Origin of the sequence: Novipirellula sp., from assembly GCF_041583735.1 — a bacterium.
Taxonomy (GTDB): Bacteria; Planctomycetota; Planctomycetia; order Pirellulales; family Pirellulaceae; genus Novipirellula.
In genome coordinates, this window is sequence record NZ_JBFHFD010000154.1 from 1 (window position 1) to 15065 (window position 15065).

Annotated in this window: 13 protein-coding genes; 9 read left to right on the plus strand and 4 right to left on the minus strand. The window is 54.1% G+C overall.

Features of this window, described 5'->3' with window-relative positions; translation table 11 throughout:
- The first annotated feature begins 115 nt into the window (after window positions 1–115).
- From ABX962_RS13605 to ABX962_RS13630, 6 genes are all read left to right on the plus strand, one after another.
- Window positions 116–952 (plus strand): hypothetical protein, encoded by an 837-nt coding sequence (locus tag ABX962_RS13605; RefSeq protein ID WP_372720260.1) that lies wholly within the window; start codon window positions 116–118, stop codon window positions 950–952.
- Between the two features lie 3 nt (window positions 953–955).
- Entirely contained in the window at window positions 956–2041 is a 1086-nt protein-coding gene (locus ABX962_RS13610; protein ID WP_372720262.1) for a M24 family metallopeptidase, read from the plus strand.
- A 56-nt stretch (window positions 2042–2097) separates the two neighbouring features.
- Window positions 2098–2580, plus strand: a complete 483-nt coding sequence (gene accB / locus ABX962_RS13615; RefSeq protein WP_339944278.1) for an acetyl-CoA carboxylase biotin carboxyl carrier protein — start codon at window positions 2098–2100, stop codon at window positions 2578–2580.
- Window positions 2581–2595: 15 nt separating this feature from the next.
- Window positions 2596–3939 carry an acetyl-CoA carboxylase biotin carboxylase subunit gene (gene accC / locus ABX962_RS13620; RefSeq protein WP_372720264.1) on the plus strand — a complete coding sequence of 448 codons (1344 nt, stop codon included), beginning with the start codon at window positions 2596–2598 and terminating at the stop codon, window positions 3937–3939.
- A gap of 11 nt (window positions 3940–3950) precedes the next feature.
- A complete protein-coding gene (locus ABX962_RS13625) occupies window positions 3951–4472 on the plus strand; it encodes a gamma carbonic anhydrase family protein (RefSeq protein WP_372720266.1) in 522 nt (173 codons plus the stop codon).
- Window positions 4473–4875: 403 nt separating this feature from the next.
- Window positions 4876–5691 carry a hypothetical protein gene (locus tag ABX962_RS13630; RefSeq protein ID WP_372720268.1) on the plus strand — a complete coding sequence of 272 codons (816 nt, stop codon included), beginning with the start codon at window positions 4876–4878 and terminating at the stop codon, window positions 5689–5691.
- Window positions 5692–6004: 313 nt separating this feature from the next.
- On the opposite strand, the gene ABX962_RS13635 is transcribed toward ABX962_RS13630, so the two are convergent.
- A complete protein-coding gene (locus ABX962_RS13635; protein WP_372720270.1) occupies window positions 6005–7204 on the minus strand; it encodes a hypothetical protein in 1200 nt (399 codons plus the stop codon).
- Window positions 7205–8552: 1348 nt separating this feature from the next.
- Between ABX962_RS13635 and ABX962_RS13640 the strand changes: the two genes are divergently transcribed.
- Window positions 8553–9161 (plus strand): response regulator, encoded by a 609-nt coding sequence (locus tag ABX962_RS13640; protein ID WP_339944289.1) that lies wholly within the window; start codon window positions 8553–8555, stop codon window positions 9159–9161.
- Window positions 9162–9226: 65 nt separating this feature from the next.
- Here ABX962_RS13640 and ABX962_RS13645 read toward each other — a convergent pair whose 3' ends face one another.
- Window positions 9227–10117, minus strand: coding sequence for a DUF2314 domain-containing protein (locus ABX962_RS13645; RefSeq protein WP_372720272.1), 891 nt, complete (start codon window positions 10115–10117; stop codon window positions 9227–9229).
- A 392-nt stretch (window positions 10118–10509) separates the two neighbouring features.
- Here ABX962_RS13645 and ABX962_RS13650 point away from each other — a divergent pair, with 392 nt between their 5' ends.
- Window positions 10510–11979, plus strand: a complete 1470-nt coding sequence (locus ABX962_RS13650; protein WP_372720274.1) for a sialate O-acetylesterase — start codon at window positions 10510–10512, stop codon at window positions 11977–11979.
- Between the two features lie 171 nt (window positions 11980–12150).
- Here the strand turns inward: ABX962_RS13650 and bioB are convergent, their stop codons facing one another.
- On the minus strand, window positions 12151–13194 hold the full coding sequence (gene bioB, locus ABX962_RS13655; RefSeq protein WP_372720276.1) for a biotin synthase BioB: 1044 nt from the start codon (window positions 13192–13194) through the stop codon (window positions 12151–12153).
- Window positions 13195–13329: 135 nt separating this feature from the next.
- Here bioB and ABX962_RS13660 point away from each other — a divergent pair, with 135 nt between their 5' ends.
- Entirely contained in the window at window positions 13330–13902 is a 573-nt protein-coding gene (locus ABX962_RS13660; RefSeq protein ID WP_372720278.1) for a hypothetical protein, read from the plus strand.
- A gap of 29 nt (window positions 13903–13931) precedes the next feature.
- Here the strand turns inward: ABX962_RS13660 and ABX962_RS13665 are convergent.
- Window positions 13932–15065 (minus strand): hypothetical protein (locus tag ABX962_RS13665; protein WP_372720280.1); only part of this gene is annotated, 1134 nt, incomplete at its 5' end.

Below are 15065 nucleotides of genomic sequence, written 5' to 3' on the forward strand. Positions count from 1 at the left end.
CCTGTGAATTTGGCCGCTGTAGAATGGGCTCGAGCTTTCTCGCATCACGTGAAGCGATTGATCTGGATGTTGACAGACCTACTCCAACCGAGATCGCGTCGTTAAGATCGTGGGCATGGCAAAAGACTTAAAAGATGAACTCACTATGGGTGACGACAATGCGGGCGACGCCGCGAATCCGGGTTCCGCGGATGCTGCGAGGGTTTCCCGATTTCGCAGCAGAGGATTTTGGATCGGTGCGTCGGTCCTTGTCGCGGTGGTTGCCTATTCGGGGTATCGCTGGATCGAATCGACTGAGACCGCGGTGCAATCTCAGGCGGTCGAGCCATCGCCTCAGCAAAAATTTAATCAGATTCGAGAGCGGCTCGGTAAAGGCAACGAAACGACGTTGCAGGTCGATGATTTTGAAATCACCGATTCGATGCTGTTGCAGATCAAGGATCATGAAAAACTTGAAACCGTAATCGTCGATCAAGGACGGATCACCGACGAGGGAATCGTTCACCTGCCGACGTTGCCGAATCTGCAGTTGGTCCGGCTGCGGTATTCGCCGATCACTGACGTGGGCATGGCAACGCTCGCAAAGTGCAGTTCGCTTTGGTACGTCAACTTGCCTCATGCGCAGTGCACGGCAAAGGGAGTTCAGTTGTTAAAGGCGATTCCCGAGTTACGACAACTGCGAATCGCGTCCCCGAAACTCGGCAACGAAGTGACTCGCGAGATCGCTGCGATCGAATCGTTGCGTGGGGTTCATTTGATCGACATCCCGGTTACCAATGACGGACTGAAATCACTGGCATCGCTGCCCTATCTCGAGTCGCTGTATTTGGACAATTCGTTGGTGACCGAGTCAGGATGGCGATGGCTGTACACAAACTATCCTCAGATTCATGTTCATGTGAATCAAAAGCATCACGATTACGATCCCAAAGCCCACGCACACCACGATTAAATCATGACTCAACGACTCGACGCCCTTCGCCAATCGCTGGATTCACTAGAAATCGATGCGATGTTGGTGACCGACGAAATCAATGTTCGTTATTTGACCGGCTTTACCGGTGACAGCTCCTATCTGTTGGTGGGGCCCGATCAAGCGACGATGCTCAGCGATGGACGCTACGAGATCCAATTGGCGAGCGAATGTCCCTCGATTACCGCTGCGATTCGCCCGCCGAGTCAATTGATGATGGATTTGGTCAAGCAGGTGCTTGGCGATTCAGGGTATAGCCGAGTGGGCATTGAGTCGGCCGTCGTCTCGCTGAGCGATTATCGCAAAATGAGTGAGACGTGTCCTGATCTTTCGTGGATCGAGACCACCGGGGTGGTCGAGCGACAGCGAATGGTCAAAGACGACGACGAGATTGCAACCACTCGGGGGGCGGTGTCGATCGCGCAACGCAGTTTCCAGGCGCTGTTGCCCATGTTGTCCCCCAAATGGACTGAGCGGGCGATTGCTCACGAATTGGAAGCGAAAATGAGATTTTTAGGAGCCGAATCGGCAAGCTTTAAGCCGATTGTCGGGTTTGATGCCGCCGCCGCCTTGCCTCATTATCATCCTGCCGAAATTTTTATGCCTAGCTGCGGCGTCGTGCTGATCGATTGGGGCGCGAAATACCGTGGTTACGCCAGCGATATTACGCGGACCTTGTCCGTTGGCAACGTTTCCAGCGAGTTTGAGCGGGCATATGAGGTTGTGTTGGCCGCGCAATTGGCAGCGATTGACGCGATCAAACCGGGAGTCGAGGGCAAGGAAATCGACAAAATCGCTCGCGGTGTCATCAGCGATGCGGGGCTGGGAAGCAAGTTTAACCACGGTTTGGGGCACGGAATTGGGCTGCAAATCCACGAATCTCCACGGATGTCGTCGAATTGTGAAGATGTGCTCACTGCGGGTATGATTGTCACCGTTGAGCCTGGAGTGTATATCGGTAACGAATTTGGCATTCGCATCGAAGATGATGTACTGGTGACGGAAACTGGTTGCGAAGTGCTCACTACCCTACCTAAGGGTCTCGATGATTGTCGGTTGGTGCTGTAAAACTTCCGCATCCCAAAATTAACATGAACGTCAATCTTTCTGACGGTGAGTCAAGTATGAGTAAAGGCGGAAAGCAAAGTTCCGATATTTTCGATATCGACCGGCTTCGCATGATTGTAGAGTTGATGGAAGAACACGAATTGTCGGAGGTCGATCTCCAGCAAGGCGATGAGAAAATCAAGCTCAATCGTGGTTCAGCCGCTCCGGTGTACATGCCGGCGGCCGCTGCACCGGCACCTGCCGCTGCAGCAGCACCTGCGGCAGCGGCGGCGGCAACGCCCGCAGCCAATGCGAACACAATCACGATCGATGCTCCGATGATCGGCACGTTTTATTCGCGTGCCAATCCCGAATCCGAGCCGTTTGTCAAAGTCGGTCAACGCGTTACCGAAGACACGATCGTGTGTATTGTCGAAGCCATGAAGGTCTTCAACGAAATTCCCGCGGAATGCAGTGGAACCGTTGTCGAAATCTTGGTCGGCGACCAGCAACCGGTGGACTTCGGCAAGCCGATGTTCCGTATCGATCCGAACGCATAAAACATAGACAACTCTGTGATAAAAAAGATCCTGATTGCCAATCGTGGCGAGATTGCTCTGCGCGTGATCCGCGCCTGTCGTGAAATGGGGATCGGTTCGGTGGCGGTGTATAGCCAAGCCGATGCCGATTCGATGCACGTCAAATTGGCGGATGAAGCGTATTGCGTTGGTAAACCACGCAGTAGCGACAGCTATTTGAAAATCGACCAAATTATTGCCGCAGCCGAAGTGGCCGGAGTCGATGCGATTCACCCCGGTTATGGATTCCTAGCCGAGAACGCTCACTTCAACGAAGTGTGTCGCTCGAGCGGATTCGAATTCATCGGTCCGAGCCCGCAGGCGATGGAAAAACTGGGCGACAAAAATACCGCTCGCGCGATGGCCATCGCCAACAACGTTCCGGTCGTCCCCGGCAGCGACGGGTTGATCAACGATAACGCCGAAGCGATCGAAGTCGCCAAAAAAATTGGCTTCCCCGTTTTGATCAAAGCGACCGCCGGAGGTGGTGGTAAAGGGATGCGGGTGGCCGAGGATGAAAAGTCGTTGGCCACGGCGGTTTCTCAAGCGCGTACCGAAGCCGAAGCGGCGTTCGGAAACGGCGGCGTTTATCTGGAACGCTACGTCGGGTCGCCTCGTCACGTCGAAGTCCAAGTGATCGCCGATTCGCACGGCAACGTCTGCCACTTGTTCGAACGTGATTGCAGCGTTCAGCGGCGGCATCAAAAATTGATCGAAGAAGCGCCCAGCCCAAGTCTTCCCGAAGATCGACGAATCGAAATTTGTGAAGCGGCGGTGCGAATGATCCGCGGAGCCGACTATACCAATGCGGCCACGGTCGAATTCATTGTCGACGCCGAGAACAATTTCTACTTCATCGAAGTCAACGCTCGAATTCAAGTCGAACATCCCGTCACTGAAATGATCACCGGGATCGATTTGATCAAAGAGCAGATTCGTGTCGCGGCAGGCGAAAAACTGTCATTCTCGCAAGAGGATGTGAAGTGCGAAGGCGCCGCGATTGAATGTCGAATCAATGCCGAAGATCCTGATAAAAATTTCCAGCCCAACCCCGGACGCATCGACAAAATGTTTGTCCCTGGCGGTTTGGGAGTGCGGTTTGATTCGCATGTCTATGCTGGCTACACGGTGCCGCCTTACTACGATTCGATGATCGGGAAATTGATCGTCCATCGACCCACACGTGCCGAGGCCATTGCGACGATGCGACGAGCATTGCGGGAAATGCAGGTCGAAGGCATCTGTACGACGGCGTCGTTCCATGACAAAGTCTTGCAGCACCCCGAGTTTCTCGAAGGTCGCCACGATACCAAGTTTGTTGAACGCGAATTTTTAAAGTAAGTAGCGACACGATGTCAGACCGCCGGATCGATCCCGAATTTCGCCCTGATCAGATCGATTCGTCGGCGTTTGTCGCGGACAACGTCACGATTTGTGGCGATGTCACGATCGGAGAATCCTCGAGCGTTTGGTTCGGATCAGTTGTTCGTGGTGACACCGAGTTCGTCAAGATTGGCGATCGAACCAATATTCAGGACTTGTCGCTGTTACACACCGATCAAGGTTCGCCGTGCATCATCGGCGACGATGTGACGGTGGGACATTCGGCGGTGGTACATGGTGCGGTTGTCGAAGATGGTGCGTTGATTGGCATTCGTGCTGTGGTCTTGAGCCGTGCCAAGATCGGTGCTGGTGCGATCATCGGTGCAGGTGCTGTGGTGACCGAGGGCACCGTGATCCCCGCCGGTAAATTGGCGGTGGGCGTTCCGGCAAAAGTGATTGCCGACGTCAGCGAAGAGCAGCGAAAACGGTTGATCGAAACCGCCAAGCACTACGTGCATTCGGCAAGCGTCTACAAAGACGCCCGCGACTAGGGTAGCGAAACTCGCCAAGAGTTTCGGGGGCATGCATCATGGAACGAAAGTCTTGACGACTTCCGCTACGCTAAATTAGCACAAACCCTTTAAGAGAAAATGCTTCGCAGCGCCCTCGTTTTGGCACTAGCCACGGTTTCGTCGCCATCCAACCGGCAACCATCCTCGCTCTAGCCGGCGGCGCTACCGAATGTAAATGCCGTTATCGGCTTTCACTGAATTTGCGTAATTCATTTGCCTATCCTTAGCCATGTTCTAGGATAGAAGTGGTTGAATTGCGCACTGTTGACGGCGATTGGAATGGTTTTAGGGATGTGTCTCTAAACTCGCTGTGTCGCCTACGAGCGATCTCGTCAGCGTGCCTTCGTTTGTGTCGCGATGACTCGCGCGGGAGCCGGAATTGATGTTGTTTTCTAATATGCGTCGCGTTGTTTTGGGGATCGCTGTTTCGGGATTGATCTTGGGGCAATCCTCATTGATGGCTCAGCATCATGGTGGACATCACGGCGGTGGACACCATGGCGGTGGGCATCATGGCGGTGGGCATTACGGCGGAAGCCATCACCACCATCATGATCACGGCCACTTCGGTGGCGGCTATGGTTTTGGCAGTGGCTTTTACGGCAGCAATCTATACTCGGGCCGTGGCTTTAGCATTTCAATCGGCAGTGGCTATCCGTACGGATACAGCGGATTTGGTTACGGCAGTCTCGGCTACGGTGGCCTCGGTGATTCCTATCGCTATCCAGCAACCGGTTACTCGCCGATTTATCGTGGTTCGACTTACTATGGCTCGGCCTACCCCGGTTTCAGCTACGACACCGCGCCTGTGTACGGCGGTTCCACCTACCCGTACGAAAGTGCGATAGAACCTCAATATGGGGTGCCCGGTTACAGCAGCGAATTTCAGCATCAACCCATTGCCGAGCCACCCTATTCGGTAGGTCGTGTCGATCCATCATCGTCGGACCTTCGTCCTGGAATGGTGCTTCCCGATGGATCGACCGTCGTATCGGTTGGCCCGCTCGACGGTCCCGCCGTTTCGCCGGAGATCGAGCTGAATTCGGGAAGCGGCTCCGCAGTGCCGACCGAAGCAACGCCACTTGAAGACTCGGAAACGGATGCCGAATTGGTTCCCGTGCCTGAGCTTGACGAAGCAACCGACCGTAGTCCCACCGAAGCACCGAGTCTCGATTCGGGTGCGGCACTGGGCGTGTAGTGCCGCGTTGGCGGTTATTGAGACAAATCGCGAATCAACGTGATTCGCTGCATGTCAAATTTCCTCGAATAGGTTTCGATTGCGGCCACGCGTTCTTTTGCATTTGCCAGCGAATCGGACGCCCCCTTAACGAGTCATCGGGAAAAGGGGCCTGCAGAGATTGCCGACACGAGGCGTGTGATCGCATGCGTGCAAAAGGTTTTTGCGGAGACTCGTTGATGGAGTTGATCGCACCGTCATGCCTGTCCCAGCGCAGAGCTTCAGAAAGCATTGACACCAAGTGGTGTTCACGGATATCCGTGAACCGTCGCGTCTATGTTGCGTCGCCGGATTGCGGCCATGCGCGATGCAGAGCCACGTTGATATTGGGCTGTTGCGTTCGATCGCACGATTCCGGCAATCGAATTTGTATCTGCTCTGATTCTCCGTTTTCCTCGTGGCGAAGTTCGCCGTGGTGTGCTTGAATGATCGACTCGCACACGCCCCAGGTCGCAGCAGGCATCAGCTTCGTGTGCGTTTGTTTCATGAGTGGATGATCGACAAACTTGATCGACGCTTCGGATTCCGCATCCATCGTGATCTGGATTTGAATTTGTCCGCCTTCATCCAAGGCACTTAATGACAAGCAAATTTTGGCCGCGTCGTCGTGGTCCGGATGAATAGGGGCGTCTCGACGCTTGCTCCACAATAGATCAAGGCTGCTGGTGAGGGCTTCCTTTAACAGTGTCGCGTTGCCATGAATGATACGATTCGGACCCAGTGCCGAAAGTTGTAACTGCAGCGGCGCCGAATGTTTGCGTTGGAATTGAGTCACAACGCATTGCAATAGTTCTTGGATGTCGACTTGTGAAAATTCAAACGACATCAACTGGATCTGTCTACGTAGATCCGACAGGCATTCGCGAAGTAGGTTTCCCGCGAACTGCATTCGTTCCAATCGAGGTTGAATGGACTGAGAATCGATCTTATTTTGCTCGGCTTCGATTTGCAGAATGTCTGCGGTGTTTTGGTTCACGTGCAGCGGTTGGCTGACTTGATGAATGAATGTTTTCAGCCAATGCGCAACCGCCATCGCGTTCATTGATTCTGGGTTGGAGACCGTTTCCGGATGGCAATCGGTGATCGCGTTGTCTGGGGAGGCCTTCGTCACCGATGACTCGCCGCCGGAGAGAATCGTCAACATCGCGTACGATGCATCGCCCTCCGCGAACGGAGTCCACTGGACCAATCCAAGCTCGCAACGATGTTGATGTGACCGTGTACGATCGTTGTCGACGATCCCGATCGTCGCAAGGATCTGTTCCGCAATGCTCGCATTTTGGCAATCGTCGGGTCGATCTGCGGACCAATCTTGGGGCAGCCCCAAGGTGTCGCGCGCGTGATTGTTGGCGGCGATCAGCGTCAACGTGGGCTGCAGTCGCAACACGATGATCGCAGCTTCAGACTGCTCAAAGTGATGCTGGTAGAAGAATTTTGAGACAATCTGGGTTGCATTTGACGATGGCGTGGACACGTTTGCTGGCTCCTTAGCTGCTTGCATTGTAGGAGTTCGATTTCTCCTTTGCATGGTCAATGTCGCATTCGCGAATCCTATGCGATCCATCGGTCGCCCGATCGCGAGGGGGCGGTTGGATCGTGCTTTTATTGAATGGCTCGCGGATAGGGCGACGGGCGGTGACGCCAGCAGCTCGAGAATGGTTTTTCGATCGCTCCCCGCAATCTACTTGATGAAGTTGTCGAAGCCAGACGCAATGAGAAGCATTGCGGATTGCCGCAAACATCGCAATGAATTCGTGCATTGAAGGCGAAATTATCCGATACTCTTAATGTGCAAGGCGATGTCTTATCCAAATCATCGCTGACCGTTGCGAATGGGGCATCAATCCCACTTTCAACTCCGTTCATAACAGAATGGTTCATGTTGGGGGGGCAACCCAACTTTGTTCACCGGCTGTCGTGAACGAGACGAAATGTTGGATTGAATTTCGCATCGGGAGCTTGTTCAAACACGTTCAGTCAGGTTGGGGCAACCTGACTGCGTGTTTGAACGAGCCGAAGAGCGGCTATCTTTTTGCAGCCGTTTTTACCGATTCGCAAAGTTCGCGTTGCGGCGACTCTCTAAGAATCGCCCTTATCCCGGTCACAGAACCTGCTGGCCAAAGCCTGCTGGGACCATCGGTGGCCTCGCCAAAATACGGGCGATCGTGTCCTCTTGGCGGAATTGCATCCTCTGGGCGAACGACATCGGGTGCCTAAAACCCTCGATCGTGCTTCACTGGCTCTACTCGAAGCGGCCTTGTAAAATGGAGATGAACGACGAAACGGGTTTCTGATGGATTGCATCGGTGATTGTGTTGTCCGGTTCGAAACGCAAAAATGCTCAATTCATTGCCATCAAACTTCTCGATCCGTTTCGTATCGACAGGACGTATCGAATGTTTTTTCTCCATGGAATGCGTTTAGCGGCGGTGAATGTAATTCGACAGCTTAGCGAGTCAAATGGAGCGTAGCAGATAATTGCGGCCCCTCTGTAGGGGTGCGTGCTTGGTGTCCCGAACTTGGTTGTGGTAGCCCCCGTTGGTTCGTTGTGCTGCGACGGGGGAAATCGCCGGGGCGAAGAATGACTTCTCAGCTGCCAGGATTCGCTTCCGAGTTCAGGAGCGAGGGCTTTAAAAAGATCCGGCAACGAGCAATAGGGGGCAATATGTTACAAGTTTTTGCATTAAAAAATGCGGCGGGTTGTCAAGTTTGACGCGATCTTGTCCAGTGAAATATGTTCTATTGTTGCTAGCAGCGGCCTTCTCCTCTCCAACGCTTGCTTTCGATATTCATAACTCAACGCTTTCGATGAATTGATTTTGATGCACCTCCCCACCATTCATGTTGTTGATGATGACAAGGAATCCCGCCAAGTCGTGGTGGAGCTTGTCCGGTCAATGAATTTGGCTGTGGAATCGTACGAGTCAGCCGAAGATTTTATTTCCCGGTACAACGGCAAGCGTCCTGCTTGCATGGTCACCGACAAAAAGATGCCTGGTATGAATGGTGTCGAATTAATCGAACGGTTGCGTGATATGCAAATCACGATCCCGATTGTGATGGTAACCGGGTTTGCCGATGTTCCGTCGACAGTGCGAGCAATTCGCGGGGGCGCGATCACCTTGATCGAAAAGCCATGTGGGCAGGCCGAGTTGCGCAAAGGGATTGAAGAGGCGGTCCAGCTCGAGCAGGAAAACTTGGAAAAGGACCAACAGGTTAATGAGGCTAAGCGTTTGGTTGCGACCTTGGACGAAAAAGAAATGGACGTTGCCAAGTTGCTCGTCGAAGGTTTGGCAAACAAGGTGATTGCGTCACGATTGGACTCGGGGTTGCGAACGATCGAAAAGCGGCGTTCCACGATCTTGAAGAAGTTGGACGTTCAATCGGTCGCAGAATTAGTGCAAATTTGGGTACTCGCGAACCCCAGCTGATTTCGTCTCGAGCGTTTTCCTTTACCGACCGTGGATGGGTTGCCGGTCGGACGACAAAGCGTCGATCATGTTGCCCCGTGGTCTGCCAATACATCGACGACCTTTTTCCAGCCAAGAGATTTCGCGAGCTGCATTGCAGAGACGCCATTTGCGGTGACCGCATTGGGATCGGCACCGTGCTTTAGCAGAATGGCGACCCCGATAGCGGTTCCGGCCAACGCTTGCTGGTGCAGCATTGTCCATCCGCGATCGTCCTTCGTGTGAACCTGTTCGGGATTCTGCTGAAGATATTCGGTGAGCGAATCAGCCATGTTTGCCGCCATCGGGTGTTCCATCGACGAAACTAACTGCAGATCCGCCGGCGGTATCGGTGAAGGGGGCTTTTTCGTTGATCGTCCTAGAAGTTTGCCGAAGAATCCACTCTTGGCTTGCTCGGACGAATCCGGTTGTGCGTCGCTTTTGTCTGTAAACCATTCGGGCGGCACGACATGGATTTTTTCGGGGTCACCAAAATCAAACCCCCAAGCGTTGTCGTGTTGTTGGCGTTCTTTGGCACTCATTTTGGCACGAAGTACCTGGACGGTGAACGCACCGTAAACGCGGCCATGGATGACGTACATCCAATCTGAGAGTGCTTTTCCAGGGAATTTGGCTTCGTCCCCTTCGGAGATTGACTTTAGCCAGTTGGGTGAATTGAGCAGCGTTCCCGAGACGCTTCGGCCATCAAAATCAACGTCGCCGAGCCACATCTGTTCGACACCTTCGCCGCTCTCTGCCGATCGTAGCTCCGGAGGATCTTCAAAGGGGACTTTCACGCACGCGAGGTCAAGTCCGGGGATGATGCGTCGCCGTTCCCAGGAAAGTTCGCGCCAAAAGAAACGAAACGTGCGACGGGCTCGCTCGTTCGCAGCACGCATTTCGGGATCGTTGTCAGCGGTCAAATAAACTTGGGCCACGGTTGCAGTACCTCAATCGCAAGGTTTTAAAACGGATGTGTCCGAGCGTCACGCTGAGACAAGCTGGCAGTAAATTTTTCGACTCAATAGACTACCACCGGTTGCCTCTGTATGGGGGCGTCGCAAATGAAGATTGCCCATTTTTCTAATATTGCAGGAGGCTCGAAGTTGCGATTCGCGGGATCGGGGCGGTTCATCGCTTCGTCATGAACGTAGGGGGGCTTTCTGCTCTGCAAACTCCCCCGGCGGGTGCCGTTTTGATTATCATTGGCGTTTCAAATCCTCTGTTCGCTTCCCACCTATCAAACCCCACGAGAGTCTACTTCATGCGTTTTCGACTTCTTTCCCTCCTCACTCTGCTGCTTGCATCGACAGCGCACGCAGAATTAAAAATGTCATCGATCTTTGGTGATTCGATGGTGCTTCAACGAGACAAACCGATTCATGTATGGGGTTGGACGACCGCCGGGCAAGCCGTTTCGGTCGAGCTTGCCGGGCATTCGGCTTCGGCAACCGCCGATGATACGGGGCGTTTTGACGTTTTCGTTGACGCGTTGCCCGCAGGTGGCCCACACGAAATGAAGATCGCCGCAGACGAGTCAACGTCATTCAAAGATGTGTTGATCGGTGAAGTTTGGATTTGTTCGGGCCAATCCAATATGGGGATGTCGGTCGCCAGTTCGAACGACGCCGATTTAGAGGCGTTGGCAGCCAACTATCCCAACATTCGCTTGATCTCGGTGCCGCAAGTTGGCACGCAAGAACCACAAACGGATTTCAAGGGAAGCTGGGCAGCATGTACTCCGCAAACCGTCAAAGATTTTTCAGCCGCAGGCTATTTCTTTGGTCGTCAATTGCATCAAACGCTCGATATCCCGATCGGTTTGATCGACAACGCTTGGGGCGGTTCGTCGGCCGAAGCTTGGGTCGAGCGAAAGGTGTTAGAGGATGACGGAAAATACGGCGAGTTGCTCGAGAAATGGGACCGTACCGCAGCGACCTATGATCACGAAGCTGCAGTGGCTAAGTGGAAGCAGCGGCATGCGGAATGGGCCAAGACCAAAAAAGGCAACCCGCCGCGAGCCCCTCGCAACGAATTGACCGGGAATCATCGTCCCTCGAACATTTACAACGGTGTCCTGAAACCGACAATTGGCTACACCATCCGCGGCGTCGTGTGGTACCAAGGCGAATCGAATGCGAGCCGAGCGTACCAATATCGCGATCTGTTTCCGCTGATGATTCAAAGTTGGCGTGACGAATGGAAACAAGGTGATTTCCCGTTCTACTGGGTCCAACTTGCCGACTTTCGAAACGAAGTCGATTCACCTGTCGACAGCGATTGGGCGGAACTGCGTGAAGCCCAAACGATGACGATGTCGCGGTTGCCTAACACCGGCGAAGCCGTGATTTTAAATCTCGGCGAAGCGAACGATATTCACCCCAAGAACAAACAGGGCGTCGGGACTCGTTTGGCGCGATGGGCATTGGCCAAGGACTACGGCTATGAAATTCCCTATCAAAGTCCGACCTATCGAGGCAGCGATGAAGCGATGCAGGTCACCGCAGATCGAGTCAGGTTAAAGTTTGATCATGTCGGCAGCGGGCTGGATACGTTTGACGTCAACGATGCGATCGGCTTTACCATCGCCGGGGCTGACCAAAAGTTTGTCAATGCCAACGCCAAGGTCATTGATAAGGAAACGATCGAGGTTTGGGCAGACGGCGTCGAAAAACCGGTCGCAGTTCGTTACGCCTGGGCCGACAACCCTGTCTGTAACGTGCAGAGCCGCGAAGGGTTGGCGTTGACACCGTTTCGCACTGACGATTGGCCGGGCAAAACTGAAGGCGTCGTGAAGTAGCTCGTCAAGTAACTCGTGAAGTAACTCCAACGCCAAAACGTCGGGCTCACGTAATAAGAGCTCGGCGTGTGCTCATTATTCGAGCTCGCTTTTGCTGGGCGAGCTCGAACACGGTTTTTGAGATGACGGCTTGGAAAGCCGTGCGGCGATGGGACGGCAGCCGCCGCGAGGTTACACGGTGACCGGTTCGACGTTTTGAGTGACTTCGAAACCGAGGTCGGTGATCATGTCGTAATCGGCTTGCGGTGCCTGTCCTTTGGTCGTCAAGTAGTCGCCGACGAACATGCTGTTGGCAACATACAGTCCGAGCGGTTGCAGCGAACGCAGGTGTATTTCCCGTCCGCCTGAAATTCGCAATTCGCGGTCAGGATTGACGAATCGGAACATTGCCAACGCTTTCAAGCACTGGTTTGCATTCAAATCCATGTTGCCTTGAAGCGGCGTGCCTTCGATTGCGTTGAGAAAGTTTAGCGGAATCGAGTGGACGCCGAGATCGCGAAGGTCAAACGCCATCGAGACGACATCTTCGGGAGATTCACCCATGCCGATGATGCCGCCGCTGCACATTTCCATTCCGGCGTCACGAACGTTTCGCAGCGTTTGCACTCGGTCGGCATACGTATGCGTGGTGCAGATGTCGGCGTAGTGCTCTTCGCTGGTGTTCAGGTTGTGGTTGACTCGGTCGACGCCACATGCCTTCAAGCGGTCCGCTTGCTCGCGGTTCAGCAGTCCCAGGCATGCACAGATGTCGAGCCCGTATTTTTGTTTGATCTCGGGCACGATTTGTTCGACGGCCGACATCTCACGCTCGTTCGGCCCGCGAGCGGAAATCACCAGACAGTAGGTCTTGGCACCTTGATTGGCGGCAATTTCAGCCGCTTTCATCAAGTCGTCACGCTTCAAAATATTGTATTTTGGCACCGGTGCGGTCGAGATCTTCGATTGGCTACAATAATGGCAATCTTCGGGACAAAGCCCGCTTTTGGCATTCATCAAGAAGTACAGCTGGACCGATCGGCCGAAATAGCGATGGCGGATTTGATAGCCTGCCGACAGAATGGGAAGTACATCGATGTCGGGGGCGGTTAAGATAGAGAGGGCGTCTTCGCGAGAAATCGCCTCACCCGCCAAGACACGTTCAGCGAGCTTTTGGTATCGATCCGCTTGGATCTGCGTTTCTGGGGGCGTTGCGGTCGCTTCGGGACTGGCCGTCATGTTTTTTTGCCTTATTCTCTCTAGTCGATCTTCGCTCGGTTTTGTTTTTTTCCCATTCCTCGTGAACCATGAGAATCCCCACATGGTGAACGTGCCGAGCCAAATCGGCAAGTCGTCTATAGCGTGTTTTTCCTAATGAGCCATTATTACGTACGAATCGGCGTTCTCGGCGATATTTTCGTGGGGCAGCCCATCGCGTCTGCGGTGACTCCCGAGTTTTCGTATGGAATGCGTGTGATCGTGCGAACAGCCCGGGGGGTCGAACTAGGCACCCTGCTGGGCGAGGCGCAGCAGGGAGCTCGCCGCAGTCTTGATGCGAGCGAAAAAATGCCGATCATCCGGCTGATTCGCCATACCACGCGTGAAGACGAACTGCTGATTCGCAGGCTCGAGCGGCACAAACGCGAAGCGGTCGAAGCGTGCCGGACAGCGCTGGCTGCCGCCGGATCCACCGCAGTACTGTTAGATGTCGACCAAGTGTTTGACGGAGGGTCGTTGGTGATGCACTTTTTGGGTGACGTCGACGAAACCGCCGAAGCGATCACCAAAGAGGTCACCGAGCGTTACGAGTCGATCGTGCGAACTCGCCATTTTGCCAAATTGTTGGGCGAAGGGTGTGGCCCGGGCTGTGGCACCGCTGAATCCGTAAATGGCTGCGGCAGCGGGTGTGCCGGATGTGCCGTCAAAGCCGCCTGTGCGGTCAAATAGCGGCCGAGATCCAAGTCAGCAGTATCACCTCAGTAAGCGGCGACTTGCGAACGCGGTTCGCTCTTTCGCCAATCGATGTCCGAACGCGTCATCAGCCGGCCGCTGACTTGCACGTTACCTGCGTTCATCGTCGCCAAGCGTGCGATCACATCATTCAGGTCGATCCGCTGAGCCTCGTGAATTAATTTTGCCGTGGTTCCCGGAATCAAAGTCGTGGTCAACGCGCCCGAGTGGAATTGACGTAACTCTGCTTCCAAACGGACTTGTTCGGAATGTGTCCCCACGGCGAGAATCAAACGTTGCACCCCACCGCAGTCCAGCAGCGAGGGACGTGCGAATTGCAGTGCGGTCGCCATCGATGTAACGGCTTGTTCGGTCCGAGTCTCGTTGGATTTGGTTGAGGACGGGGCGACATAGGCGGTGACGGTGGACGTCTCATTGAGAGCCACTGCATCCGCAGGGCTTGGCAACGTCGCAGTAACATCGACATTCGAGGATGTCGATGAACTCATTGACGTTGACTCGTTGACGCTTGACGAACTGCGGGTCGCTAATGCCCGTCCTACCAACGGCGAGACGGTTTCGGTAAGGCGTGTCTTGATTTCGTTTGCATCCATCGCCATCGCGCCGGTTGCAAGTGGCCGAATCAACATCGGATTCACCGCCGCAGTATGTAGTTCGGTGACGATGCCTTCAAATTGCGACGAAATCTCTTCGGGCATATCGTCCCAAGGATTGAGTGTCGCGCTTCGTCCATCGGCGATTTTCGAAATGGTGACCGCAAACGTGGTGGCAAGATTGTTCAGCCGAGTGACCATGCCATCGATGCGTTCGGCAAATACGCAGAGATGCTCGGAGGCAAGTTTTCGCAGTTCGGGGGCGATCATTGCTTCAGCATGCGAAGCAGTCAGTGGCCGATCTTTGTCGTCGGGCTCGCTTTGACATTTCGCAATCTCGGTGTTGGCGTCGGTTCGTAGCGATTCGGCGACCGCGACTACTTCCCTATGAAAACGTAATAAACCGGCCACCGCCGTCGCGATGTCGGTACTGCGGTGCGACAATCGATTAAACAATTCCTTCGTAAACACGCTTGTCATTTGGTCGATCGACGCGGCGGCATTCGAAGTGTTCGCGATCTCGTTGGCCCACTGGGGCGCTAATTC